The organism is Bradyrhizobium arachidis (genome assembly GCF_024758505.1).
Classification (GTDB): domain Bacteria; phylum Pseudomonadota; class Alphaproteobacteria; order Rhizobiales; family Xanthobacteraceae; genus Bradyrhizobium; species Bradyrhizobium manausense_C.
On record NZ_CP077970.1, the window covers coordinates 8,058,165 to 8,082,090 of the forward strand.

The window sequence follows — 23,926 nt, forward strand, 5'->3', positions numbered from 1 at the left end:
AGGCCCTCATGAGCACGCTCCAACCCACCCTCAACGCCGCTTCCGCCGTAAGCATCCCTGCCCCTGCGGCGCCCGCGACCTCAGCCGTCTCCGCAAAAACCTGGATCGCAGTTGCCGGCGCCACGCTCGGCGCCTTCATGGCGGTGCTCAACATCCAGATCGTCAACGCCTCGCTCGCCGACATCCAGGGTGCGATCGGCGCCGGCATCGATGACGGCGGCTGGATCTCCACCTCCTATCTGATCGCCGAGATCGTCGTGATCCCACTCTCCGGCTGGCTCGCACAGGTATTCTCGGTCCGCATCTATCTCCTCACCAACGCGATCCTGTTCCTGGCGCTGTCGATCGCCTGTGCCTTCGCGCAGGATTTGCCGCAGATGATCGCACTGCGCGCCGTTCAGGGCTTTACCGGCGGCACGCTGATCCCGCTCGCCTTCACGCTGATCATCACGCTGCTGCCCAAGGCCAAGCAGCCGGTCGGTCTTGCGCTGTTCGCGCTGTCGGCGACCTTTGCGCCCGCGATCGGCCCGACCATCGGCGGCTATCTCACCGAGAACTTTGGCTGGCAGTACATCTTCTACGTCAACCTCGTCCCCGGCATCATCATGATCGCGATGCTGTATGCCTCGCTGGAATCCAAGCCCATGAAGCTGTCGCTGCTGCGCCAGGGCGACTGGCTCGGCATCGTCACCATGGCGATCGGCCTGTCCGCGCTGCAGACCGTGCTCGAGGAAGGCAACAAGGACGACTGGTTCGGCTCGCCCTTCATCGTCAAGCTGTCGGTCATCGCCGCTGTCGCGCTCGGCCTGTTCCTGTGGATCGAGCTGACCACCGACAAGCCGCTGCTCAACCTGCGCCTGCTTGCCCGCCGCAACTTTGGCTTCGGCATCCTCGCCAACTTCCTGCTCGGCATCGCGCTCTACGGGTCAGTGTTCATCCTGCCGGTCTATCTGTCACGGATCCAGGGATACAATGCCGAGCAGATCGGCATGGTGCTGGCCTGGACCGGCCTGCCGCAACTCCTCCTGATCCCGCTGGTGCCGCGGCTGATGCAGCGTTTCGACGCCCGCCTCGTCATCGGGATCGGCTTTGCCCTGTTCGCCGCGTCGAACTTCATGAACATCTATATGACCAACGACTACGCCACCGATCAGCTGTTCTGGCCCAACATCGTGCGTGCCCTCGGCCAGGCCCTGGTCTTCGCGCCGCTGTCGGCGGTCGCCACCGCCGGTATCGAGGCGGAGAATGCGGGCTCGGCCTCCGGCCTGTTCAACATGATGCGCAACCTCGGCGGCGCCGTCGGCATCGCGCTGCTGCAGACGCTGCTGACCAAGCGCGAGCAGTATCACTCCAACGTGCTGATGCAGTCCGTCTCGATGCTGGAGCAGGCGACGCAGACCCGGATCGAGAAGCTGACGCAGTACTTCATGGCCCACGGCGTGGTCGATCATGCCGAGGCCGTGCATCGCGCCATCGCCGCCATCGGCAAGATCGTGCAGAAGCAGGCGTTCATCCTCGCGTTCAGCGACATGTTCTTCCTGCTGGGCGCCGCGCTGATCGTCGCGCTCGTCGCATCCCTGCTGCTGAAGAAGCCCGGCCACCTCGACGCCGGTGGCGCACACTGAGACCATCAACCCCGACCCGTCACAGGAGAACGACCATGAAGCCCCGCATGAATTTCTACCAGGCCGCCCCCGACACCATCAAAGCGCTGAGCGCGCTGGAGACGCAGATCCAGTCCACGGGACTGGAAAAATCCCTGATCGAGCTCGTCAAGATCCGGGCGTCGCAGATCAACGGCTGCGCCTTCTGCATCAACATGCACACCGAGGACGCCCGCAAGCGCGGCGAGACCGAGCAGCGCATCTATCTGCTGAGCGCCTGGCGCGAGTCCCCGCTCTACACCGACCGCGAGCGCGCTGCGCTGGCCTGGACCGAGTCGGTGACGCTGATCGCGGACACGCATGCGCCCGACGATGTCTATGAGCAGGTCCGCAAACATTTCTCGGAGGAGGAGACGGTCAATTTGACCATGCTGATCGCGACGATCAATGCCTGGAACAGGCTCGCAATTTCCTTCCGGGCGATTCATCCGGTGAAGGTGAAGGCGTCGGTGGCGTAATGCGCGGCACGGCCGCCGCAACGGCAGAGCCGTAGGGTGGGTTAGCCCCGTGGCCGCGCGAAGCGCGGTCCACTGGCGTAACCCACCACTTCTGTCACCGCGGAAACCAAAGAGGTGGGTTACGCCGCGTCGCCTGCGCTGCGCGCAGTCGCGGGGCTAACCCACCCTACGCAGCGCTAGCTCGCCGTCGCCTTGGCGAAATCGACATAAATCTCCCGCAGGCGCGTGGCCATCGGGCCGGGCTTGCCGGTGCCGACTGTCTTGCCGTCGATCGTGACGACCGGCTGCACGAACACCGACGCTGACGTGATGAAGGCTTCCTTGGCGGCAACCGCCTCGGCGACCGTGAAGGGACGCTCCTCGACGCGGAGCTGGCGTTCTTCGGCGAGCGCCACCACCGCCTTACGGGTGCAGCCCGGCAAAATGGCGTTGGAGTTCTGGCGCGTCACGATGACGTCGTCCTGGGTGAGGATGAAGGCCGAGGACGAGCCGCCTTCGGTGACGAAACCGTCCTCGAGCATCCAGGCCTCCGCGGCGCCGGCTTCGGCCGCGGCCTGCTTCGCCAACACCTGCGCCAGCAGCGCCACGCTCTTGATGTCGCGACGTTCCCAGCGGATGTCGGGCACCGTGATCACACCGACGCCGGTCTTGGCGGACGGCGCATCCACGATCTCCTTCTCGGAGACGAACATGACCAGGCTCGACTTGACGCCGCTCTTGGGGAACGCGAAGTCGCGTCCCGTATCGGCGCCGCGCGTGACCTGGAGGTAGACGAGGCCGCTGACCAGCTTGTTGCGGGTGATGAGCTCCTTCTGGATCTCGATGATGCGCGCAACCGTCTCCGGCAGTTTCAGCGCGATCTCGCCGACGGAACGCTCCAGCCGCGCCAGATGCGAGGCGTTGTCGATCAGCTTGCCGTCGAGCACGGCCGCGACCTCATAGATGCCGTCCGCAAACAGGAAGCCGCGGTCGAGGACCGAGACCTTTGCTTCCGAGAGCGGGACGAATGAGCCGTTGACGTAGGCGATCGAGTCCAAGGCAGGTCTCCTGAGGGCGAAGGGGGATTTGGCGCGCTTATACGCCAGTTAGGGGCTCACGACACCCCTCGTTTCGTCATTCCGGGGCATTCGCGTAGCGAATGAGCCCGGAATCCATTTCACCTCATGGACTGCCGCCCGATGGATTCCGGGCCCGCGCCAAGGGGCGCGTCCTGGAATGACAGAGGAGTTAATGCGACAAAATCTTCGACAAGAACTTCTGCGCGCGGTCGCTTCTCGGCTTGCCGAAGAAGTCGTCCTTCTGGGCGTCCTCGACGATCTCGCCACGGTCCATGAAGATGACGCGGTTGGCGACCTTGCGGGCAAAACCCATTTCGTGGGTGACGACCATCATGGTCATGCCTTCGCGGGCGAGGTCCACCATGACATCAAGCACCTCGCTGACCATTTCAGGATCGAGCGCCGAGGTCGGCTCGTCGAACAGCATGACGATCGGGTCCATGGCGAGCGCGCGTGCGATGGCGACGCGCTGCTGCTGGCCGCCGGAGAGCTGCGCAGGAAACTTTTCCGCCTGCTCCTTCAATCCGACGCGCTCCAGGAGCTGCATGCCCTTCGCCTTCGCCTTGTCCTGCCCCCGTCCCAGCACCTTGGTTTGCGCAAGGCAGAGATTGTCGATGATCTTGAGGTGGGGGAACAGCTCGAAGTGTTGGAACACCATGCCGACGCGCGAGCGCAGCTTTGGCAAATTGGTCTTGGGATCGTTGACCTTGGTGCCGTCGACGGAGATGTCGCCGCTCTGGAATGGCTCCAGCGCGTTGACGCATTTGATCAGCGTCGACTTGCCCGAACCCGACGGTCCGCACACCACGACGACCTCGCCCTTGGTGACGCTGGTGGTGCAGTCGGTCAGCACCTGGAAGGTCGGGCTGTACCACTTGTTGACGTGACTGATTTCGATCATGACCCAGAACTCTACCTGATGATGGCGATGCGCGACTGCAGGCGGCGAACGCCGAAGGACGCGATACAGGAGATGGTGAAGTAAACTACAGCCGCGAACAGATACATCTCGACCAGACGTCCGTCGCGCTGCGCGACCTTGCTGGCCGCGCCCAGGAAGTCGGGGATCGACAGCACGTAGACCAGCGAGGTGTCCTGGAACAGCACGATGGTCTGCGTCAGCAGCACCGGCAGCATGTTGCGGAACGCCTGCGGCAGCACGACGTAGCGCATGGTCTGCGCATAGTTGAGACCGAGCGCGCTTGCCGCCGCCGGCTGTCCGCGCGAGATCGACTGGATGCCGGCGCGCATGATCTCGGAGAAATACGCCGCCTCGAACATGATGAAGGTGATGAGCGAGGAGGCGAACGCGCCGACCTTGATCGGCCGCGGCGCGCCGGTGATCCACTGCCCGATATAGGGCACCAGGAAGTAGAACCAGAAGATGACGAGCACCAGCGGCAAGGACCGCATGAAGTCGACATAGAGGCCGGCGATGCGCCCGAGGATCTTGTAGCCGGACAGGCGCATCAGCGCGATGGCCGTGCCGAAGACCAGGCCGCCGAAAGCGGCGAGCGCCGTCAGCGTCAGCGTGAAGGTCATGCCCTCATAGAACAGATAGGGCAGCGAGCGGCGGATGACGTCGAAATCGAAACTGCCGAGCATTGGTTATTTCCCCGTGATGTAGCCGGGGATCGCGACGTAGCGCTCGAGGAAGCGCATCGCGGTCACGACGACGGCGTTGACGAGGAGATACAGGATGGTCGCGGCGGTGAAGGCCTCGAACACCTGGAACGAGAATTCCTGCATCGAGCGCGCCTGCCCGGTGAGCTCGATCAGGCCGATGGTGATGGCGACCGCCGTGTTCTTGATGGTGTTGAGGAACTCGGAGGTCAGCGGCGGCAGGATGATGCGGAAGGCCATCGGCAGCAGCACGTAGCGATAGCCCTGCACGGTGGTGAGCCCGAGCGCGGTCGCCGCCATCTTCTGGCCGCGCGGCAACGAGCCGATGCCGGCCTGCAATTGCACGGCGACGCGCGCCGACATGAACAGGCCGACGCCGATCGCGGCCGTCCAGAACGGCGCGTTCGGCAATTGCTTCAGCCACAGGCCGGCCGCGCGCGGCAAGATCTCCGGCAGCACGAAGAACCACAGGAACAACTGCACCAGGAGCGGCATGTTGCGGAAGAATTCGACCCAGCAGAAGCCGAACCAGTAGGCGCCCCGGGAGGGCAGCGTCCGCAGCACGCCGACGATCGAGCCGACGGCCAGTGCGATGATCCAGGCGAGCAGCGCCGTCTTGAGGGTCAGCACCAGGCCCGACAACAGCAGGTCGAGATAGGTGCCGGTCCCCATCGGGTTCGGCTCGAGAAATATCTTCCAGTTCCAATTGTAGTTCACGAGTCCCCCACGCGAACGCGACGATTACAAAAACCGAAATCGTCTATGCAAATGTCCGGCCATTCCCTCCAGATTGGCCGCACTCAACTCCCTCTCCCCGCGTGCGGGGTCGGGACGAGCAAGCTCGCCCTGCGAGGGTTGGCGTGGGGGCTCTCCACGAAGGAGGTGATAGTTGACCTCGTGGAGACTCCCCCTCACCCGGAATCCGCGCTACGCGCGAATTCCGGCCTCTCCCCGCAAGCGGGGAGAGGCGAAGAGTCCGTCTTACTTGTAGTCGTCCGGGCTCGGCGAGTCCGTCGGCTTGGCGAACTCGTTCTTCAACTCGGCCGAGATCGGCGTGTTGAGGTTCAGGCCCTTCGGCGGCACCTTTTCCATGAACCATTTGTTGTAGATCTTCTCGCCTTCGCCCGAGGTGTAGAGCGCGGCGGTCGCCGCATCGACCACCTTCTTGAAGGGCGCGTCGTCCTTGCGCAGCATGATGCCGTAGGGCTCGGGCTTGGAGAACGCATCCTTGGAGATGACGTAGTCGCCCGGCGCCTTCGAGCCGGCAACGAGACTCGCCAGCAGGATGTCGTCCATCACGAAGGCCACCGCGCGATCGGTCTCGACCATCAGGAAGGCTTCGGCATGGTCCTTGGCCGGGATGATGTTGGCGCCGAGGCCCTTAGCGACGTTGGCTTCAGTGAGCTGCTTGATGTTGGTGGTGCCGGCGGTCGAGACCACCGTCTTGCCCTTCAAATCCTCGATCGACTTGAGGCCGCTCGACTTCTTGAAGACGTAGCGGCTGGCGGTGAGGAAGTGGGTGTTGGTGAAGGCGACCTGCTTTTGCCGTTCGGCATTGTTGGTGGTCGAGCCGCATTCGAGGTCGATCGTGCCGTTCGCCATCAGCGGAATACGCGTCGCCGAGGTCACCGGGTTGAGCTTCACCTCGAGCTTGTCGAGCTTGAGCTCCTTCTTCACGGCATCGACGATCTTGAGGCAGATGTCCATCGCGAACCCGACGGGCTTCTGGTTGTCGTCCAGATAGGAGAACGGGATCGAGGAGTCGCGGAAGCCAAGGGTGATGGCCCCGGTGTCCTTGATGTTCTTCAAGGTGCCGGTGAGCTCCTGGGCACCGGCCTGGCTCGCGACCAAGGTGGCGGCGAGCGCGAGGCCTACGTTACGGAAATGTTTCACTTTTTCTCCCCTTATGGATAGTGCGGCCGGATGCTGGCACAAATTGGGCCGGATTAGAATGTGACTTTCGGCTCCCCCCAAAGTCTAACCCAGCGGGCGCGGCAGCTCCCCCAGATCCCAGAACAGGCCCGCCATTGTAGCAAGCGCCTCCTCGGTCAGGGGCAACAAAATGTGCTCGTTGGGGGCGTGCTGGGAGCAGCCGGGATAGGAGTGCGGGACCCAGATCGTCGGCAGGCCCAAAATGTCCGAAAACACGTCGTTGGGCAGCGAGCCGCCGAAATTCGGCAGAATCGCCGGCGCCTTCCCGGTGGTCTTCTGGACCGAGGCCGCGGCCCATTTGATCCAGGGACTGTCAAAATCGGTGCGCGAGGCGGCAAAGCTCTGCGCCGCCCGCACCTCGACCATCGGAAAGCCCTTCGCATCGAGATGGGCGCGGATCGCCTCGATCATCCCGTCGATCCTGGTGCCGACGACGAAGCGCAGTTGCAGCACGGCATTGGCGTGGCCGGGGATCGCGTTCGCAGGCTTCTCGATATTGCCCGAGGACACCGCCAGCACTTCCAGCGTATTCCAGGCGAACAGCCGCTCGGCGTCGGACAGGCCTTCCTCGCCCCAGTTCTCGGCGAGCGCGGGCTCGTCCGCGGTCGGCTCGACCTTCACATCGGCCAGGAAACTCCTGATCTGGTTGGTCAGCCGCGGCGGTTTCAGCGCATCGAGCTGAAGGCGGCCATTGCCGTCGACCAGCGTCGCAATCGCGTTCACCAGGATGGTCGCTGGGTTGGCGAGCACGCCACCCCAATTGCCGGAATGGTTGCCGCCATCGCGCAGGTTGACGTCGAGATGGATGCGGATGCCGCCGCGGCAGCCGAGGAACAGCGTCGGACGATCGGCTGACAGCCGCGGCCCGTCGGAGGCCATGAACAGATCGGCCTTGAGCGCGTCGCGATTGGCGTCGCAGACCTTGCCGAGATCGGGCGAGCCGATCTCCTCGCCCATCTCGACGATGAACTTTGCATTGAAGCCGAGCTTGCCGCCTCGGGCGTCGCGCACGGCGCGCAGCGCGGCCATGTTGATGCTGTGCTGGCCCTTGTTGTCGGCGGTGCCGCGGCCATAGACGCGCGCGCCTGAAATCGTCGTGCGCCAGGGATCGCGGTTGTCGCGCCACTCGCCCTCCATGCCGTCGACGACGTCGCCATGGCCGTAGATCAGCACGGTCGGCGCGGAACTGCTCTCGCGATGCTCGGCGATCAGGAACGGCGCCTTGCCGCTCGGGGATTCCACCATCCGGCTTTCGAAATCGAGCGCCGCGAACGCCGGCTGCATCTCCTGTTCCAGATAGGCGCGCAACTCGGCGGAGCGCGACCCGTTCTGGCTTTCGGTCTTGTAGGAGACGCGGCGATCGAGTTCGGTGAGGAAGGCGCCGGACGTGATGTCGTGACGGGCGCGGGCGATGGCGTCGGCTCTGGTCATTGCCTTCTTTAGCAGGGCTTCAGTCTGGAGCAAGTCTCACGACTTACGCGGGCTCGCAAAAGTGGACGAGGGTGCGAATTGGCTCTTGCCAAGAGTATGACTTACAAGAGTATGACTAATGCAAGAACTTCGCCAAGTTTCGCGCTGCATCTAACATTCCAAGAGCGCCGGGCTGAGGGCGCCGAGGGACAGCATGGCAAAAGAGATCAGGCTCAACGCATTTGCGATGAATTGTGTGGCGCATCAATCGCCGGGCCTGTGGACCCATCCCCGCGACCGCACCGCCGAGTATAACCGCCTGCCCTACTGGATCGATCTTGCCAAAACGCTGGAGCGCGGCCGTTTCGACGGGTTGTTCCTCGCCGACGTGCTCGGCGTCTATGACGTCTATGGCAACAGCCCCGACGCTGCATTGCGCAATGCAGCGCAGACACCGTCGAACGAGCCACTGCTGCTGCTCTCGGCGATGGCGGCGGTGACGAAAGATCTGGGCTTTGGCGTCACCTCCAACCTCTCCTACGAGCCGCCCTATCCGTTCGCACGGCGGATGTCGACGCTCGATCATCTCACCGAGGGGCGGATCGGGTGGAACGTCGTCACCGGCTATCTCGACAGCGCCGCGCGCGGCGCCGGCAAGCAGAAGCAGACCGGGCATGACGACCGCTACGACATCGCCGACGAATATATGGAGGTCGTCTACAAGCTCTGGGAAGGAAGCTGGGAGGACGATGCGGTGCTGCGCGACCGCACGCGCGGCATCTTCACCGATCCCGCAAAGGTTCATCGCGTCAATCATGACGGTGCGAACTACCGGATCAACAACACCATTCATCTGAGCGAGCCGTCGCCGCAGCGGACGCCCGTGCTGTACCAGGCCGGCACATCGCCGCGCGGACGGCAGTTCGCGGCACAGCACGCCGAATGCGTGTTCATGTCGGGTCCGTCGGCGAAGGTGATCGCGCCGCGCGTGTCGGCGATCCGCGAGACGGCGGCCGAGCTCGGGCGCAATCCCCAGGAAATCTTGATGTTCTCGATGATGACGATCATCCTCGGGAATACCGAGGCCGCGGCGAAGGCAAAATACGCCGACTATCGCGCGCACATCAACCCCGAGGGCGCGCTGGCGCTGATGTCGGGATGGACCGGTGTCGACTTCTCCGGCTACGAGCTCGACCAGCAGGTGCGCCACGTGCAGAACGACGCCGGCCGCAGCGCCATGGACAATGTCACGCGCGCCGACCCCGATCGGGTCTGGACGGTGCGCGACGTCATCGAACATGTCGGCATCGGCGGCGCCGGCCCCGTCGTGGTCGGCACGCCCGAGAGCGTCGCTGACAAGATCGAAGAGTGGTTTGAGAAGACCGACGTCGACGGCCTCAACGTCGCCTTTGCGATCTCGCCCGGCGATTTCGAGGACATTTCGGACATGCTGGTGCCGGAGCTGACGAAGCGCGGACGCTACAAGCCGGACTATGCGAAGGGCACGCTGCGGGAAAAGCTGTTCGGTTCAGGCCGCGCGCGGTTGGCCGCGCCACATCCGGCCGCGGGGTATCGGGTGGGGAAGAAGGGGTAGAGTTACAGGTCAGGTAGCCACGCGGGTTGCCACTCCCTCGGTGTCGTCCTGGCGAAAGCCAGGACCCATAACCCCAGGGAGAAGTTTTGCGAAGACTCGTCGTTCGGGATTAGCACCGCCCGCCGTCGATAGATTCCGCGGCATGGGTCCTGGCTTTCGCCAGGACGACGTTGGGGAGGCAGTGTGCGTCCCGCCCTACGTCCTTACACCTTCCCGTCCACCATCACCTCAATCAGTTTTGTACCCGGCCGATTGAATGCCGACGCAAACACCGACTTCAACTCCGCCGGATCCGTCACCTTGATCGCCTCGCAGCCCAGCGATTTTGCAATGCCTGCGAAGTCCACGGGCGGATCGACAAAATCCATGCCGACATAATTGTCATCGCCGTGGAAGGCGAGCAGGCGCTGCTTGATGATGCGGTAGCCGCCATTGTTGGCGATGACGACCGTGAGCGGCAGCTTGTGGTGCGCGGCGGTCCACAGCGACTGGATCGAATACATCGCGCTGCCGTCGCCGGAGAAGCACACGACGGGGCGTTCGGGGTTCGCGAGGCTGACGCCGACCGACGCCGGCAGGCCCCAGCCGATGCCACCCGAAGCCAGCCCGTGATAGCCGTAGCGGTCGCGATGCGGGCGCAGGTTCGTGATCTGCCGTCCCGAGGTAAGGCCTTCGTCGACGAGGATCCCGTGGTCGGGCATCGCCTCGACCATTTGCAGCACCAGGAAGTCCGGATCGATGGGGTTGCGGTCCCTGGTCTTTCCGATCTGCTCGACGAGAGCCGCGCGGCGCGCGGTCCAGTTCTTCGGCGCGAGTTCGGCGAGCCGCTGTTTCGCGCGGCTCGCGAGCGCCGCGCCGCCCATCTCCTTCAGCACCGGAATCAGCGCGCGCAGCGTTTCCTTCACATCGGCCTTGAGCGCAATCTCGACGCCATAGTTCTTGGCGATCTCCCAGTCGGCGAGGCCGATTTGCACGATCCCGAGTCCGTCCGGCAACGCATCGACCTCGCTGTAGACCGACATGCGCAGGGGATCGCCGCCGAGCGCGATCAGAAGGTCATGCGGCGCGAGCGTGTCGCGCGCGACTTTTTGCACGCGGGCGAGCGTGCCGACGAAGCTCGGGCTCTCGGAGAGGAAGTGCGCACCATAGGGCGTCGACGACTGATAGGCGGCGGCCCCGAGCAGTTCCGCAAGCTCGGCCGCCTCCTTCAGCGCGTCGCTCTTGACGACCTCGTCCATGGTGACGACGACGGGACGCTCGGCCTTGAGCAAACGTGCAGCAAATGCCCTCAGTGCCTCGTCGGATGGTTTCGTCCGCGCATCGATCCGGGTGGAGCGGCCGAGATCGATGCCGGCTTCGGCATTGAGGATATCGCCCGGCAGCGAGATGAACACCGGGCCGGTCGGCGGCGTGGTCGCGATTTTTGCCGCGCGGCGCACGATGCGCGGCAGGTCCTCCAGTCGCGTGACTTCCACCGCCCATTTCACCAGCGGCTCGGCCATGCGCACCAGCGGACCCGCGAGTACCGGCTCCATCAGCCCGTGACCCTGCTCCTGCTGGCCCGCGGTCAGGATCATCGGCGTGCCCGTGAACTGCGCGTTGTAGAGCGAGCCCATCGCATTGCCGAGGCCGGGCGCGACATGGACGTTGCAGGCGACAAGTTTTCCGGAGGCGCGGCTAAAACCGTCGGCGATCGCGACGACGAGGCTTTCCTGCATCGCCATCACATAGGTGAGATCGGGATGGTCCTTCAGCGCATGCATGATCGGCAATTCGGTGGTGCCGGGATTGCCGAACAGATGCGTAATGCCCTCGTCCTTGAGCAGCGCCAGAAACGCCGAGCGGCCGGTGATGCGGTTCTTCATTGTTCCTCCTGGCCGGACGGTCGTTGCCGCTGGGCACGGAGCGCATGATGACCGAATTCGCCAGATGCGCGCAAGGAAGCGCGCTCATGGCTGCCTTGCGCCAAGACCTCACATCTCGTCGTGGCCGAGCTCGAACGGGTCCTCGCCGCTAGCGCGCCTCCTCTTTTTCGAGCGCTGCCAGACCACGCCGGGAAAGCCTTTGAGCGGCACCAGCGGCTCGCCGGTGTAGGCCCATTCCTGAAGCTCTTCGATGGCGATGTGATAGAGCGGCTGCCGGCCGGTGCGTTCCTTGAAGAGCGCGCGAGGGATGTTGACCATGTGCTGAGAGCGCGGGCGCTCGTACATGATCGGCGTGCCGCAATGCGTGCAGAAGCTGCGCGTAGTCTTCGTGGCCTTGTCTTCGTAACGCGCCAGCGCGGTCTTGCCAGAGGTGATGCGAAACCGCTTCTTCCAGCTTCCGACATAGGTGGCGTAGGCCGCGCCATGGGCGCGGCGGGAGCTTGCCGAATGATCATGCCAGGCCCAGCGCGCGGGAACATCGATCTCGAAGGTCACCTTGCCGCACAGGCACTGGCCGGTGGCGGTTCCTGCGGCGACGGCGGCTTTGGCCATGATGTGTCTCTCCATCGTCATTGCGAGCGCAGCGAAGCAATCCAGACTGCCCATCGCGGAGAGAGAGTCTGGATTGCTTCGCTTGCGCTCGCAATGACGGAGATGGCGTTGTCCGCCGGAGGATCAAGCCGGCGTCAGCTCGTCATAGACAGGATAGTCCGTATACCCCTTCTCCTCGCCGCCGTAGAACGTCGCGCGGTTGTACGGCGTGATCGGATAGTCGTGCTGCAGGCGGCGCGGCAGGTCCGGATTGGAGATGAAGATGCGGCCGAAGGCGATGAGGTCGGCATGGCCGTCGGCGATCGCGGCATTCGCGGTCTCGCCGGTGAAGCCGCCGGCGGTCATCAGCACGCCGCTATAGAGCGGACGGAACAGTACCATGGCCGACGGCACGTTCTGCCAGTTGACCTCGGCGCGCCCCGAACCGCTCGAGCGCGGCTCGATGAAGTGCAGATAGGCCAGGCCGAGTCTGTCGAGCGCCTTGACGACATGGGTGTAGAGCGGCATCGGATCAGGCTCGCCGGATCCATTGGCGATGCCGTAGGGCGACAGCCGCACGGCGACGCGGTTCGCGCCCCAGACGTCGATCGCTCCTTGCGTCACCTCAAGCAGCAGCCGCGCGCGGTTCTCGATTCCGCCGCCATATTCGTCGGTGCGCTGGTTGCTGTGCGATTGCAGGAACTGCTCGAGCAGATAGCCATTGGCGCCGTGGATCTCGACGCCGTCAAAACCAGCGGCGAGTGCGTTCTTCGCGGCCTGCCGGAACGCCTCGACGACGTCCTTGACCTCCGTGGTCTCGAGCGCGCGCGGCGTCTCGTAGTCGCTGACCTTGCCGTCGGCGGTCATCGCCCTCATGCCTTCAGCCCTGATCGGAATCGCCGAGGGAGCCACCGGCAGCGCGCCGCCGTGGAACGAGGAATGCGAGACGCGGCCGACATGCCAGAGCTGAAGGAAGATGATGCCGCCCTTGGCGTGAACGGCATCGACCACCTTGCGCCAGCCCGTCACTTGCGCATCCGAATAGATACCGGGCGTCGCGGGGTTGCCGCGGCCGGTCGAGACGACCGGCGAGGCTTCGGCGATGAGCAGCCCGCCCTTGGTGGCGCGCTGGCCGTAATATTCGGCGTTGAGAACGCGCGGCGCAAAGCTCTCGCGCTCGGCCCGCATCCGCGTCAACGGCGCCATCGCGACGCGATGCGCCAGTCTGTATGGACCGACCTGCAACGGTTTGAACAACGCCGGAAACTTCATGTTGGCCCCAAATGGCTATGGAAGGACGGGCAACATATGAGAACCGACGCGCGCGCGGAAGCGGCCTGAATGGATGGCTGGCCAGACGAATACGGACGTCCTGGACCGGCACGGCCGCATTGTCCGCACGACGAAATGAAAAACCCCGGGCGATTACCCGGGGTTTGAGTCCGACGAGAGCCGCCGATCAGTATCTGGCGACGACCGGTCCGGAGTCGAACTTGTAGTTCAGACCGACCCGCGCGATGTGCCCCCTGAAATTCGCTGACGCGTCAAAGCCGCGATCCGGTCCCGGGGTGAACGGGAACAGCGGATTGAAGAAGGTATATTTCACGCTGTCGAGGTCATAATAAAGATATTCGAGCTTCACGCTCCAGTTCGAGGCGAAGCGATACTCGCCGCCGCCGCCCACCGTCCAGCCCGCGCGCCAGCTGTCCGCCGAGCCCGCACCGCAGATGATGTTCAGGCAGGGAACGCCGCTCACACCGGTGAGATCAACGATCGACGTCGTCGCCTTGACGTGGCCATAGGCGAGGCCGCCGGTGACATAGAGCAACCAGTCGGGCGTGACGGTCGCGCCGATGCGGCCGCGCACGGTGCCGAGCCAGTCGACCTTCTGCTCCTGCGTCGTGGTGAAGGTCGAGAAAAACGGCGCCGTGCCGGAGACCGTGGAACTGCCCTTGATGGCGGCCGCGGCGATGTCGGCCTCAACGCCCCAGACGAAGGCGCCGCTCTGCACATTGTAGCCGGCTTGCAAGCCACCCAATACGCCGCGCGGGTTGGTGGCAAGCGACGCCGGCACGACCCCGTTGGCGAGCGCGATGTCGAGGACACCCGCGGTGAAGGCCGGATTATGCGGCGCAAGATCGATCGCGCTGTCGCCCCAGCCGTAACCGAGGTTGACGCCGGCATAGAAGCCCGACCAATCGTAGGCCACGGACGCGGGCGGAGCCTTGTAGAGCGGCGCGCGTCCGGCAATGTCGGCTGCAAGCGCCGGCTGCAGCGAGGCGAATCCAACAGCCGCAAGGACGATCGAAGCGACGCGAAGCATGAACGTTATCCCAAATCTCAAAAATCCAACGCCGACCAGACCTAACCGGCCGGCGTTCGAAATGGGATAACGAACCGCGCAGAAACGCAGGCGACGCGCGCTTTCAACGTCGCCTGTAGTGCCCGGGCAACAACCTCAAGTCGCTGCAAGCAAGCCGCCGTCGCCGCAAGCAAGCCACATCGCTTGAGCCCGCACGCGATGGCGCGTCAGGCCGTCTTGATCCAGACCGCCTTCACGTTGAGATATTCCTCGACATGCTGCTTGCCGGATTCGCGACCGTAGCCGCTCATCTTGTAGCCGCCGAAGGGAACGGCGGGGTCCATCGCCTGGTAGCAATTGACCCAGACCGAGCCTGCGCGCAGCGACTTTGCGACCTTGTGCGCCTTGCTGACGTCGCGCGTCCAGAGGCCGGAGCCGAGGCCGAACGTCGTGGCATTGGCGCGCTTGATCAGTTCGTCCATGTCCTTGAATGCGATCGCGGAGATGACGGGACCAAAGATCTCCTCCTGCGCAATGCGCATATTATCCTGGACGTTGGCGAACACCGTCGGCTGCACGAAGAAGCCTTTTGACAGCGCACCTTCGGTGACACGGCCGCCGCCGGCGAGCGCCTTGGCGCCCTCCTTCTGGCCGATGTCGAGATAGCCGGTGACGCGCTCGAGCTGCTGCGCGGACACCAGCGGACCGATCTGCGTATTGGGATCGAGGCCGTTGCCGACCTGCAGCTTCTTGCCGAACTCGGCGACACGGCCGACGAACTCTTCGTAGATCGACTGCTCCACGAACAGCCGCGTGCCGGCGCTGCAGATCTGGCCGGAGTTGGCGAACACCGCCATCGCCGCGCCCGGAACGGCGGCGTCGAGATCGGCATCGGCGAACACGATGTCCGGCGACTTGCCGCCGAGCTCGAGCGAGACGCGCTTCAAATTGCCGGCCGACGCACGAATGATCGACTGGCCCGTGACATGCGAACCGGTAAAGGCGACCTTGTCGACGTCGGGATGCGAGGACAGTGCCGCACCTGCGGTCTCGCCATAACCCGGCACGACGTTGATGACGCCGGGCGGCACGCCCGCTTCCATCGCGAGCTCGGCGATGCGCAGCGAGGTGAGCGGCGCTTCTTCGGCAGGCTTCAACACCACGGTGCAGCCGGTCGCAATCGCGGGTCCGATCTTCCAGATCGTCGCGGTGAGCGGTCCGTTCCAGGGAATGATGGCGCCGACGACACCGACCGGCTCCTTCAGCGTGTAGGAGAAGATGTCGCCGGGCAGCGAGTTCTCGATGGTCTCGCCATGGATCGCGGTGGTCTGGCCGGCGTAGTAGCGCAGCATGCCGACGGCGCGCAGATGATAGGCGCGCGTGCGGCTGACGGGCGCGCCCATGTCGAGCGTGTCGAGCTGCGACAATTCGTCAAAATTCTTCTCGACGAGATCGGCGAGTTTCAAGAGCAGGTTCTGCCGCTCGAACGGCTTGACCTTGCTCCAGGGCCCCTCGAAGGCGCGGCGAGCGGCGGCGACCGCACGGTCGATGTCTTCCTTGTCGCCCTCGGCAACGGTTGCGAGCAATTCACCGGTCGCGGGATTGTGGGTCTCAAAGCGCTTGCCGGATGCGGCATCGACCCATTTTCCGTCGATCAGCATCTGCTTGTAGGACCCGTTGGCGAACGGATGGCGCGTGATCGGAATAGCCTGCGTCACAGCCATGGCTGCACTCCCTTTTCGGTTTCTTGGCTCGGGTGTTGATTGGTTTCGATCTGGGCGGGATCGTTATGGCGCCGAAACTACAGCGCGGGGGATTTTGCGTAAAGCTGCCGCGCGTAGACCTCCCATGCGTCCCGGTCGTGGTCAAAAGCTTGCCGTGATATAGGTCGATCGTTTTGCAGTGCCACCTCGCCGGAGACGATCCATGCCGCATCCCGCCATGACAGAAGACAACGTTGCCGTGATCACCGGGGGCGCCGCCGGCATCGGGCTTGCCGCCGCGCTGAAATTCGCTAGCCACGGCATGAAGGTCTGCATCGCAGATGTCGACCAGGGCCGGCTGACGGAAGCCGAAACAAAACTGTCATCGATCGTGGGTCGCGCGAATGTGATGGCATCCGTGGTCGATGTTGTCCGGCCTGAGACCATCGCGGAGTTGGAGGCCGCCGTGCGCGCGCGGTTCGGCGGCACCGACATCCTGATGAACAATGCCGGCATCCAGCCCGGCAGCACGCTGTTCGGCGCGCCGGACAATTGGCAACGCATCATCGGCGTCAACATGTGGGGCATCATCAACGGCGCGCGCATCTTCGCGCCCAACATGATCGCGCGCGGCAAAGCCGGCCTCATCATCAACACCGGTTCCAAGCAGGGCATCACCACGCCACCGGGCGATCCCGCCTACAACGTGTCGAAGGCCGGCGTGAAGGCATTCACCGAGGCGCTCCAGCATGAGCTGCGCAACACCAAAGACTGCAAGATCACTGCTCACCTGTTGATCCCCGGCTTCGTCTTCACCGGTCTGACCGCAAAGGGCCGCACCGAAAAGCCGGCCGGGGCCTGGACGCCGGAGCAAACGGTGGATTTCATGATGGAGCGGCTGGACGCCGGCGACTTCTACATCCTTTGCCCGGACAATGACGTGCCGCGCGCGCTCGACGAGAAGCGCATGCTCTGGGCGGCCGGCGACATCGTCGAGAACCGCCCGCCACTGTCGCGCTGGCATCCGGATTATGCGGACGCGTTCGCGACATTCGTGAAGGGCGACTAGACGCCGCGCGGCGTCGCGAGTCGGCCCAGGCCAGCAACCGACGAGCGTGGCGAGGACGCGTCCACGTGCGCGGCGCTATGTCCGAATCCCACCCTCGACACGACCCAAGGTTGCAGGCTAATCTCGCGTTTTATGACCGGCCCGAGACGGGCAGACCCCGCCGCTCATTTCAAGCGATCCGGCCGGCCGACATTGCTTCTTGATTTTGACTTGAGGATATTGACATGCGCTCGATCTACGCGCGGCTCAATCGCCGTTACGGCAAGAAGTTCATCGGCTTCGACCGTCAAAAGCTCGTCAGCGCGACTCTCGCCAAGCCACTGGTCGTTTCCGCCGCGACGCCACCACGCGACATGCCGCGTCTCGCGCGGGCCCGGCGCCGGCCGCGGGTCGCAATCGTCGGCGCGGGCTTCGGCGGCCTGATGGCCGGCTATACGCTTGCCCACCGCTGCGACGTGACGATCTTCGAGGCGCGCGAACGCGTCGGCGGCCGGGTCTGGAGCAAGAACAAGTCCAGCGGCGTGGTCGAAGCCGGCGGCGAGCTGATCGGCTACAATCATCCGCTATGGTTGGCGCTGGCGCGGCAGTTCAGGCTCGGCCTTTCGCTGTTCACGCTGGACTCGAATTTTGACGCGCTCGATCTCGATATGCCGATCTATCTCGACGGCCGAAAGATCTCGAACCCTATCGCCCTCAAGAACCTGTTCGAGCAGATGGAGGAATCGTTCAAGCGGATGGCGCGGCGCGCGCAGCACGTCCACAAGCATGCTCCGTGGCGGACCAGTGACGCCGATACACTGGATGGGCAATCCATGGCGGATTGGATCCGGGACGAACACTGCAAGCCTCTCGTGGAGCTCGCGATGAAGGAGCAGTTCAGCAACGACGCCGGTCAACCCGTCGAGCGTCAGAGCCTGCTCGCCAATCTCGCAGTGGTCCACGGCGGAGCACTCAAGGGACATCCGGGCGCCTTCTTCACCCAGACCGAGACGCTGCGCTGTTCGGAAGGCAATCAATCGCTGGCCGAGCACCTCGCCGAGGAAATCAGACGGGTCGGAGGGGTGGTTCATCTGTCGTCGCCGGTCACCGTCATCGACATCGACAAGGAGGGCGTGACGGTCACGCCGGAAGGCGCTTCACCCCATCTTGCCGATTACGTCGTGCTTGCGATTCCGCCGAGCCTGTGGCCTGGCGGACGCTTCGCCAAGATCGACATTACCCCGCAGCTTTCGCCCGACCACTACATCTCGATGGGCACCGCCGTGAAGTACCTTAGTCCGGTCAAGCGCCGCTTCTGGATCGACCATGGGCTGGCGCCAGCTGCGACCTCGAGCAGTTTTGGCGTCACGTGGGAAGGCACCGACAACCAGATCGCGCCGCATGGGCGCGAGGTCGAACTCAGCCTGTTTGCCGGCAGCGCGCCGGCGCACCGGGCGCTGCGGCAATGGGAGCGCGGCGGCAAGGCCGCCGTCGATGCCTTCTATGCGTCACGGATCGGCAAGGTCTATCCCGGCTACAAGGACAACCTTTCGCAGCAACCGGATTTCATCCCCTGGCCCGCGGATCCCTGGACCGGCGCCGGCTATTCCTGTCCCGCGCCGGGCGAAGTCACGCGGGCCGGACCGCTGCTCAACGGCGCGTTTCACAAACGAATGTATTTTGCGGGCGAGCACACCTGCTTTGCCTATTACGGCTACATGGAAGGCGCGCTGCAGTCCGGTCTCAAGGCCGGTTCGGCAATCCTCAGGGCAGTCGCGTAAAAGCGCGACAACGTCAGCCGATCTGACCGGCCTTCACAGCGTCTCCTGCTTGTGACCGCATTGCTTACAGGCGAACTTGACGCGCGTCTGGCCTTTCGGGGCCTGGACCCGGTTCGGCGCGCCGCACTTGCCGCAGATCGCCTCGATGCGGGTATCACCCTGCTTGACGGTGATGGTCTTCTTTTCCATGGACTCGCGGATCAGGCGCTCGGCCTCCTCACGCATGGACTGTTTTGACAAGGCTGTTCTCCGCTGCAAAGGCGGGAGACCCTTATCGCGCCTGCGTCCAAATCACAATCGGCAAAGTCGCCTCTTCACACCTCGACGATCACGCAATCCGTCAGGCGGTCGCTTTGTCCGTCATAATCAATATCCGCTGCACCAGCGCGATGGCGGTCTCGGTGGCGGGATCGGCCGAGATCACGGGAACTGCGAGCACGAGGAGGTCGACGGGATCGTCGGAGAGAATGACGACATGCGTCGCGCTGCTCGCGGCCAACAGCGAGACCAGCCGCTCCACCGCAGGATCGGTCGGCGGATGGCCCCATGGCGCATCCGACTGCCGCAACACACGATGCGTCGCCAGGCGGTTGCGCAACAAGGCGGGATCGTAATCGGCGAGATCGGCTTCGCGATAGCGCCGCGCGCTCTCGAACAGCGGATGTCGGACCAGCTCCGCGATGAGCTGGTCGCGCTTGGCGGCGGGCGAGATCGCGAGCGAGCTGAGAACGCCGGGCTCGCGCGATTCGAGGTAGGCACGCAGCGTATCGGTCATCAGGCCGATGGTCAGCACACCCGAGACGGCGATGACGCAGAAGCGCGCGATCTGGGCCGCATCGGCATCGGGGGCAACGAAGGCCGCGGCAAGACCAAGCAGCGCGGAACTCGCCAGCCGCAGCACGGTCAGCAGCACTCCGTGCCAGCGCGCCTCGCTGCTGGAACCGGCGATCAGCACCGCGGTGACCACCAGCAATGCGCCGAGGGCGCCGAGACGAACCGGCATATCCGGCATCAACGCCTGGAAATCGGTGACGATGAAGGGCAGCACAATGACGGCGCCGACGATCATGCGATCGATGCTGCGGTTTTCCGACGCCATCAGCGCATGGCGGTCGCGGGTAGCGAGCAGCCAGGCACAGGCGGCGAAGCCACCGACCTGAAACAGCGCCAGCGCGACGGCGTAGGGCGTCGCGAAATGGCCGAGACCCAGCGTGCCGCCAAAGCCGAGCACGATGGCGCCTGATATCACCGCCAGCTTGAGCACGCGCGGCGCATGCCGTCGCAACAGGCCCTCGGTGACAACAAGCGCGCCAAAGGGAATTGCCGCCGCTGGAATCGCCGAGAGATCGTCGAGCACTTCGTTTTGGGTCAGCCACGCCGTGGCGCGCAGGAGAAACAGCAGCGCGCCGATGCCGAGCGCGACCAGGAGACGGCGGGTGAGCGGACTGCGCGCATCGCGGCGGTAGAGCGCGAGCATGGCGACCGCGAGACCGATCACGCCGCAGAGATTGACGATCGCATCGGCAATGACGGCTGAACTCATCGGCCATTCCCCTGTCGGGGACGCAATGTGCCGAAGCTGCGAGTGTCATCCAGCCAATGCAGCACCGGCAGCACCAGCCGTTGCAGCGTCAGAAGCACCGACGCGGCGAACAGGCCGGGCAAGGAGCGGTGCGGCACCTGCTCCATCAAATAGCTGCGTGCGGCCGCAAGATCGATGCGGCCGATCTGGAGGACGTCGTCGCCCCTGCCGTAGTCGAGCTCGCGCGCGCAAAAGTCAGCGTATTGCGGATCACGATGCTTTGGCGCCTCGTCAAACGTCTTCTTCAGCGCGTCGGAGCCGCCGGTATAGGCGTCGGTGATGACAAAGCGGGCCTCGTCGAAGCCGGCATCGTCGCCGACGCCGAACACGGCACGATGCTGCCGCATGATGCCGCGGGCGAGTTGCAAATGCGCAAAGCTCTGCCGCGCGTCCGCGCGCGGCGACGGGTAGACGTCGGAAAAAGTCTCGCTGACCATGCCGACCACGGCCGGTACCTGCGTGACGTTGGAGATCCAGCGCGGGCGCAGGCCGTCGCGCGCGAACAGCACCAGCGTGGTCAGGCCGTAAAGCACCCAGGACAACCCCTTCCCTCGCGCCTCAGGGTCGACCATCACGAGCCCGAGATGGGTAATGTCCACCGGCGCGCCGTCAAGCTCGACCTGCATCACCGACAGCGCGTTGAAGGCGATCGGCTGGCCACTCGCCTCCTCCGAGATCAGCGTGACGATCGCGCGTGACAACCGCTCGCGCGCACCGGAGAAGATGCCGTAGGTCAATTGATCGGCCGGCAGGGTCTTGGCCGCGACCACGCGGAGCTGCGCGATCAGCCGCTCAAGCTCGTCCTCGGAAAGGGATACGCCCGGGCTTTCGACGATCCGCGTCACCAGGCCCGCATGCGTGCGCAGGCTGAGATCGATGCTCGGCTGGGTAAAGGCCTGCAGCCAGAACGCCGCATGGCGGCGCAGCCTTCCGGCCGCGCCGCGCAGATGTTGCCAGCTCTGTTCGCTCCCAGGATCCGCCATGCCGCCCGCCCGTGATCGGGATGGTTGTCGCGCGAGGCCATTAAGGAGCGATGAGTACCATTTTTTGGGACGGTTACACGGTAAAGGATGTCTTGCCGCGACCGCGGCACGAGCACCGCGGCCAGTTCAACTACGAGCACCAAAGTGGCCGATGAGGATCGAAAGCAGGAGCGGTGGAAAGAGCATGAGGTGCATGTGGAACAACCATTCTCCAGAAAGTCGCCCCTTAGTGGCGTAGGCGGCGATAACCGTGAGAGCCTCAGCAACGAAAATGCTGAACTGCCATGTTCGAATAATAGAGCCAATCAGCACGCCGGGCAGGATCGCAAAGGCGAATATCGGGGGCCAGCTAACCGCATACGAAAGGTAATCCAGCATGGCTCAGAGCCCCTCCATTAGTTAGGGCTGCGCGCAAAGGAAATGAGGCGGCGGATGATGCAGCATCCGCCGCCCCGGCTTCATCCGCTCACGCCGCGCGGGAGCCACGCTCGACTTCCATCAAGAGGCGCTCGGCCTTGGCGTCCTCGATGCGGTTCACGAGGCGACCGCTTTCGTGGTTGTCGCGCATCGTCTTGGTCATGGTGATGCAGGACTGCACCAGCATCAGAAAACCCATAATGAGGTAGCCCTTGATCGAGAGATCGACCGGCATGAGGAAGATGCCGATGCCGACCATGAAAGCGGAGGCGGCGAACGAGGCGTAGGTGAAGGCGACCCAGGCGGGGCTGTGGGACGGGGTGGTCGGGTTCATGACAGTCTCCTGTTGCTTGAGGTTGAGGTGAATGATCATCGTTTAGGTCTTAGGCAGTCGGCGTGCGCTTGGCCTTCAACCGCGCGAGCACGTCATCGGCGGTGGTCTTGAGCCGGGGGCCAAAGCCCTGTTCGGCGAGCTTCTCGGCGGTGGCGAGCGGACCGCTGGCCGCATCGAGCTCGATCAGGGCGTCATCGGCGGCCTGCGCTTCGATCTGCCGGTCGCGCAGGCGCTTCAGCGTCCTTTCGGCCTCGGACAGCGTCGACTCGTAGGGCCGGGCCGCTTCGATGCCGCCGCGGCGCAGGCCACGAACCGCCTCGGCTGCGCGCGCCACGCGCCGGCCGCGATCGAGCTCGGTGATACGCGCCTCGGCATTCGCGACCTGCCGCTTGAGGCGGGCAATCTCGGTTGCGAACAGCGTGCGCGCAGTCATCGCGGCGTCGCGATCGGCTTCCAGCCCGGCGATGGCCTGGGCCGCTTCCGTTGCGAGGTCCTCGCGACCGCCGTCGAGTGCCGCGGTCGCCCGCGTCTCGAGATCGGCGATGCGGGCGTTGGTCGCTTCCAGCCGGCGGCCCTCCTGCTGGTCCTGGGCAATCGCCAGGGCCAGCGTCCGCTTGCTGCGCTCGACGGCCGCGGCCGCGTCGCGCATCTGCTGATCGAGGATCAGAAGCGCCGATCTGTCTTCCAGCTCTTCGCCGGCGGCGGCCACGCTGCCGCGGAAGAGGGTCACTACGGTCTTGAACATTTGCTGCTCCCTGTTATGAGCATTGCTCACGGATGCTTTGTAGCACATCTTGAGCATTGCTCAAGATGTTTTTGAGCAACGCTCAAGATTGTGATTAACAATGTCTAAAGCCTTGGAACGACGAGAGAAACTAAGGGTTGACCTGATCCTGGCGGCGGAACGGATGATCGCCGAGCGGGGTTTGGCGGGGCTAAAGACCCGGGATCTGGCCCGCGAGATCGGCTGCGCCAATGGCGCGGTCTATAATCTGGTGGCCGACGTCGACGAGCTGATCCTGCGCGTCGGCTCGCGCACGCTCTCGCGGCTTGACCAAGCCCTCACCGCCGCCGAGGCCGTGGATGATCCCTCCCCGCAAGCGACGCTGATCCGCATCGCGGTCGCCTATTGCGATTTTGCCGCGAGCAATCTCGAACTCTGGCGCGCGCTGTTCGAGCATCGCATGGAGCGCGGCAAGGAGGTCCCCGACTGGGCGATCAGCGAACAGATGGAGCTGTTCCGCCACATCTACCGCCCGCTCGCCGCGCTGTTTCCGCAGCGCTCGGTGGAGGAACTGAGCATCACCGCGCGCAGCCTGTTCTCCGCCGTACACGGCATGGTGGCGCTCGGGCTGGAGCAGAAGCTCATCGCAGTGCCGCAGCCGGCGTTGCGCAGGGAGATATCAGCGCTGGTGCGCGCGACGCTGGACGGGCTGGTGGCGGGTATACGCTGAAGATTTGCGCCGTTCCGCCGATTTGCCTCGGCGAGTCAAATGGTTTGGTGAGACCGGCGAGGCATCACGCCGAACGAAGTCGGCTACTGTGCATGGGGTTGTTTCGATGTTTTGGTGTCGGGTCATG

General features: G+C 64.4%; 23 protein-coding genes. 6 read left to right on the forward strand and 17 right to left on the reverse strand.

Annotated features, from left to right (window positions below; translation table 11 throughout):
- The first annotated feature begins 8 nt into the window (after nucleotides 1-8).
- On the forward strand, nucleotides 9-1,625 hold the full coding sequence (locus tag KUF59_RS37395) for an MDR family MFS transporter (protein WP_212460417.1): 1,617 nt from the start codon (nucleotides 9-11) through the stop codon (nucleotides 1,623-1,625).
- A gap of 35 nt (nucleotides 1,626-1,660) precedes the next feature.
- Nucleotides 1,661-2,122, forward strand: a complete 462-nt coding sequence (locus KUF59_RS37400) for a carboxymuconolactone decarboxylase family protein (RefSeq protein WP_212460416.1) — start codon at nucleotides 1,661-1,663, stop codon at nucleotides 2,120-2,122.
- A gap of 176 nt (nucleotides 2,123-2,298) precedes the next feature.
- On the opposite strand, the gene KUF59_RS37405 is transcribed toward KUF59_RS37400, so the two are convergent.
- The 6 genes from KUF59_RS37405 to KUF59_RS37430 all read right to left on the reverse strand — a co-directional run bounded on the left by KUF59_RS37405 (nucleotide 2,299) and on the right by KUF59_RS37430 (nucleotide 8,166).
- Nucleotides 2,299-3,159 carry a D-amino-acid transaminase gene (locus KUF59_RS37405; RefSeq protein WP_212460415.1) on the reverse strand — a complete coding sequence of 287 codons (861 nt, stop codon included), beginning with the start codon at nucleotides 3,157-3,159 and terminating at the stop codon, nucleotides 2,299-2,301.
- A gap of 190 nt (nucleotides 3,160-3,349) precedes the next feature.
- Nucleotides 3,350-4,081: an amino acid ABC transporter ATP-binding protein gene (locus tag KUF59_RS37410; protein ID WP_212460414.1), complete on the reverse strand. Its 732-nt coding sequence runs from the start codon at nucleotides 4,079-4,081 to the stop codon at nucleotides 3,350-3,352.
- A gap of 11 nt (nucleotides 4,082-4,092) precedes the next feature.
- The gene (locus KUF59_RS37415; protein WP_212460413.1) at nucleotides 4,093-4,785 is read right to left on the reverse strand and encodes an amino acid ABC transporter permease; all 693 of its coding nucleotides are present in this window, start codon (nucleotides 4,783-4,785) and stop codon (nucleotides 4,093-4,095) included.
- Nucleotides 4,786-4,788: 3 nt separating this feature from the next.
- Complete coding sequence (locus KUF59_RS37420) at nucleotides 4,789-5,520, reverse strand: amino acid ABC transporter permease (protein WP_212460412.1); 732 nt, start codon at nucleotides 5,518-5,520, stop codon at nucleotides 4,789-4,791.
- A 264-nt stretch (nucleotides 5,521-5,784) separates the two neighbouring features.
- Complete coding sequence (locus tag KUF59_RS37425; RefSeq protein ID WP_212460411.1) at nucleotides 5,785-6,696, reverse strand: amino acid ABC transporter substrate-binding protein; 912 nt, start codon at nucleotides 6,694-6,696, stop codon at nucleotides 5,785-5,787.
- An 84-nt stretch (nucleotides 6,697-6,780) separates the two neighbouring features.
- Nucleotides 6,781-8,166, reverse strand: coding sequence for a M20 family metallopeptidase (locus KUF59_RS37430; protein ID WP_212460410.1), 1,386 nt, complete (start codon nucleotides 8,164-8,166; stop codon nucleotides 6,781-6,783).
- A 193-nt stretch (nucleotides 8,167-8,359) separates the two neighbouring features.
- Here KUF59_RS37430 and KUF59_RS37435 point away from each other — a divergent pair, with 193 nt between their 5' ends.
- On the forward strand, nucleotides 8,360-9,739 hold the full coding sequence (locus tag KUF59_RS37435; protein WP_212460409.1) for an LLM class flavin-dependent oxidoreductase: 1,380 nt from the start codon (nucleotides 8,360-8,362) through the stop codon (nucleotides 9,737-9,739).
- A 203-nt stretch (nucleotides 9,740-9,942) separates the two neighbouring features.
- Here KUF59_RS37435 and KUF59_RS37440 read toward each other — a convergent pair whose 3' ends face one another.
- From KUF59_RS37440 to KUF59_RS37460, 5 genes are all read right to left on the reverse strand, one after another.
- A complete protein-coding gene (locus KUF59_RS37440) occupies nucleotides 9,943-11,604 on the reverse strand; it encodes a thiamine pyrophosphate-binding protein (RefSeq protein WP_212460408.1) in 1,662 nt (553 codons plus the stop codon).
- A 108-nt stretch (nucleotides 11,605-11,712) separates the two neighbouring features.
- Nucleotides 11,713-12,216 carry a GFA family protein gene (locus KUF59_RS37445; protein WP_212460407.1) on the reverse strand — a complete coding sequence of 168 codons (504 nt, stop codon included), beginning with the start codon at nucleotides 12,214-12,216 and terminating at the stop codon, nucleotides 11,713-11,715.
- 123 nt (nucleotides 12,217-12,339) lie between these two features.
- The gene (locus KUF59_RS37450; RefSeq protein ID WP_212460406.1) at nucleotides 12,340-13,467 is read right to left on the reverse strand and encodes an alkene reductase; all 1,128 of its coding nucleotides are present in this window, start codon (nucleotides 13,465-13,467) and stop codon (nucleotides 12,340-12,342) included.
- A 187-nt stretch (nucleotides 13,468-13,654) separates the two neighbouring features.
- A complete protein-coding gene (locus KUF59_RS37455) occupies nucleotides 13,655-14,518 on the reverse strand; it encodes an outer membrane protein (protein WP_212460405.1) in 864 nt (287 codons plus the stop codon).
- 206 nt (nucleotides 14,519-14,724) lie between these two features.
- Nucleotides 14,725-16,221: an aldehyde dehydrogenase family protein gene (locus KUF59_RS37460; protein ID WP_212460404.1), complete on the reverse strand. Its 1,497-nt coding sequence runs from the start codon at nucleotides 16,219-16,221 to the stop codon at nucleotides 14,725-14,727.
- A gap of 202 nt (nucleotides 16,222-16,423) precedes the next feature.
- Here KUF59_RS37460 and KUF59_RS37465 point away from each other — a divergent pair, with 202 nt between their 5' ends.
- Together KUF59_RS37465 and KUF59_RS37470 are read left to right on the forward strand one after the other, a co-directional pair.
- Nucleotides 16,424-17,269: an SDR family NAD(P)-dependent oxidoreductase gene (locus KUF59_RS37465; RefSeq protein ID WP_212460403.1), complete on the forward strand. Its 846-nt coding sequence runs from the start codon at nucleotides 16,424-16,426 to the stop codon at nucleotides 17,267-17,269.
- A 224-nt stretch (nucleotides 17,270-17,493) separates the two neighbouring features.
- A complete protein-coding gene (locus KUF59_RS37470) occupies nucleotides 17,494-19,029 on the forward strand; it encodes a flavin monoamine oxidase family protein (RefSeq protein WP_283844325.1) in 1,536 nt (511 codons plus the stop codon).
- A gap of 33 nt (nucleotides 19,030-19,062) precedes the next feature.
- Here KUF59_RS37470 and KUF59_RS37475 read toward each other — a convergent pair whose 3' ends face one another.
- The 6 genes from KUF59_RS37475 to KUF59_RS37500 form a co-directional block, all read right to left on the reverse strand.
- Nucleotides 19,063-19,269 carry a hypothetical protein gene (locus KUF59_RS37475; RefSeq protein WP_212460402.1) on the reverse strand — a complete coding sequence of 69 codons (207 nt, stop codon included), beginning with the start codon at nucleotides 19,267-19,269 and terminating at the stop codon, nucleotides 19,063-19,065.
- Between the two features lie 100 nt (nucleotides 19,270-19,369).
- A complete protein-coding gene (locus tag KUF59_RS37480) occupies nucleotides 19,370-20,572 on the reverse strand; it encodes a hypothetical protein (RefSeq protein WP_212460401.1) in 1,203 nt (400 codons plus the stop codon).
- Nucleotides 20,569-21,594: a hypothetical protein gene (locus KUF59_RS37485; protein WP_212460400.1), complete on the reverse strand. Its 1,026-nt coding sequence runs from the start codon at nucleotides 21,592-21,594 to the stop codon at nucleotides 20,569-20,571. Before KUF59_RS37485 ends, KUF59_RS37480 begins: the two co-directional genes overlap by 4 nt.
- 126 nt (nucleotides 21,595-21,720) lie before the next feature.
- Complete coding sequence (locus KUF59_RS37490) at nucleotides 21,721-21,972, reverse strand: hypothetical protein (RefSeq protein ID WP_212460399.1); 252 nt, start codon at nucleotides 21,970-21,972, stop codon at nucleotides 21,721-21,723.
- A gap of 88 nt (nucleotides 21,973-22,060) precedes the next feature.
- Entirely contained in the window at nucleotides 22,061-22,345 is a 285-nt protein-coding gene (locus tag KUF59_RS37495; RefSeq protein WP_212460398.1) for a YiaA/YiaB family inner membrane protein, read from the reverse strand.
- A gap of 49 nt (nucleotides 22,346-22,394) precedes the next feature.
- On the reverse strand, nucleotides 22,395-23,090 hold the full coding sequence (locus KUF59_RS37500; RefSeq protein WP_212460397.1) for a PspA/IM30 family protein: 696 nt from the start codon (nucleotides 23,088-23,090) through the stop codon (nucleotides 22,395-22,397).
- 100 nt (nucleotides 23,091-23,190) lie between these two features.
- Here KUF59_RS37500 and KUF59_RS37505 point away from each other — a divergent pair, with 100 nt between their 5' ends.
- Nucleotides 23,191-23,799, forward strand: a complete 609-nt coding sequence (locus KUF59_RS37505; protein WP_212460396.1) for a TetR/AcrR family transcriptional regulator — start codon at nucleotides 23,191-23,193, stop codon at nucleotides 23,797-23,799.
- The last annotated feature ends 127 nt before the right edge of the window (nucleotides 23,800-23,926 follow it).

What these genes read in the sequence shown, in the direction of transcription:
- KUF59_RS37395 (WP_212460417.1), top strand. Translation starts at nt 9, where the DNA reads ATGAGCACGCTCCAACCCACCCTCAACGCCGCTTCCGCCGTAAGCATC.
- KUF59_RS37400 (WP_212460416.1), top strand. Translation starts at nt 1,661, where the DNA reads ATGAAGCCCCGCATGAATTTCTACCAGGCCGCCCCCGACACCATCAAA.
- KUF59_RS37410 (WP_212460414.1), bottom strand. Translation starts at nt 4,081, where the DNA reads ATGATCGAAATCAGTCACGTCAACAAGTGGTACAGCCCGACCTTCCAG.
- KUF59_RS37415 (WP_212460413.1), bottom strand. Translation starts at nt 4,785, where the DNA reads ATGCTCGGCAGTTTCGATTTCGACGTCATCCGCCGCTCGCTGCCCTAT.
- KUF59_RS37430 (WP_212460410.1), bottom strand. Translation starts at nt 8,166, where the DNA reads ATGACCAGAGCCGACGCCATCGCCCGCGCCCGTCACGACATCACGTCC.
- KUF59_RS37435 (WP_212460409.1), top strand. Translation starts at nt 8,360, where the DNA reads ATGGCAAAAGAGATCAGGCTCAACGCATTTGCGATGAATTGTGTGGCG.
- KUF59_RS37440 (WP_212460408.1), bottom strand. Translation starts at nt 11,604, where the DNA reads ATGAAGAACCGCATCACCGGCCGCTCGGCGTTTCTGGCGCTGCTCAAG.
- KUF59_RS37445 (WP_212460407.1), bottom strand. Translation starts at nt 12,216, where the DNA reads ATGGCCAAAGCCGCCGTCGCCGCAGGAACCGCCACCGGCCAGTGCCTG.
- KUF59_RS37450 (WP_212460406.1), bottom strand. Translation starts at nt 13,467, where the DNA reads ATGAAGTTTCCGGCGTTGTTCAAACCGTTGCAGGTCGGTCCATACAGA.
- KUF59_RS37455 (WP_212460405.1), bottom strand. Translation starts at nt 14,518, where the DNA reads ATGCTTCGCGTCGCTTCGATCGTCCTTGCGGCTGTTGGATTCGCCTCG.
- KUF59_RS37460 (WP_212460404.1), bottom strand. Translation starts at nt 16,221, where the DNA reads ATGGCTGTGACGCAGGCTATTCCGATCACGCGCCATCCGTTCGCCAAC.
- KUF59_RS37465 (WP_212460403.1), top strand. Translation starts at nt 16,424, where the DNA reads ATGCCGCATCCCGCCATGACAGAAGACAACGTTGCCGTGATCACCGGG.
- KUF59_RS37470 (WP_283844325.1), top strand. Translation starts at nt 17,494, where the DNA reads ATGCGCTCGATCTACGCGCGGCTCAATCGCCGTTACGGCAAGAAGTTC.
- KUF59_RS37480 (WP_212460401.1), bottom strand. Translation starts at nt 20,572, where the DNA reads ATGAGTTCAGCCGTCATTGCCGATGCGATCGTCAATCTCTGCGGCGTG.
- KUF59_RS37485 (WP_212460400.1), bottom strand. Translation starts at nt 21,594, where the DNA reads ATGGCGGATCCTGGGAGCGAACAGAGCTGGCAACATCTGCGCGGCGCG.
- KUF59_RS37490 (WP_212460399.1), bottom strand. Translation starts at nt 21,972, where the DNA reads ATGCTGGATTACCTTTCGTATGCGGTTAGCTGGCCCCCGATATTCGCC.
- KUF59_RS37495 (WP_212460398.1), bottom strand. Translation starts at nt 22,345, where the DNA reads ATGAACCCGACCACCCCGTCCCACAGCCCCGCCTGGGTCGCCTTCACC.
- KUF59_RS37500 (WP_212460397.1), bottom strand. Translation starts at nt 23,090, where the DNA reads ATGTTCAAGACCGTAGTGACCCTCTTCCGCGGCAGCGTGGCCGCCGCC.
- KUF59_RS37505 (WP_212460396.1), top strand. Translation starts at nt 23,191, where the DNA reads ATGTCTAAAGCCTTGGAACGACGAGAGAAACTAAGGGTTGACCTGATC.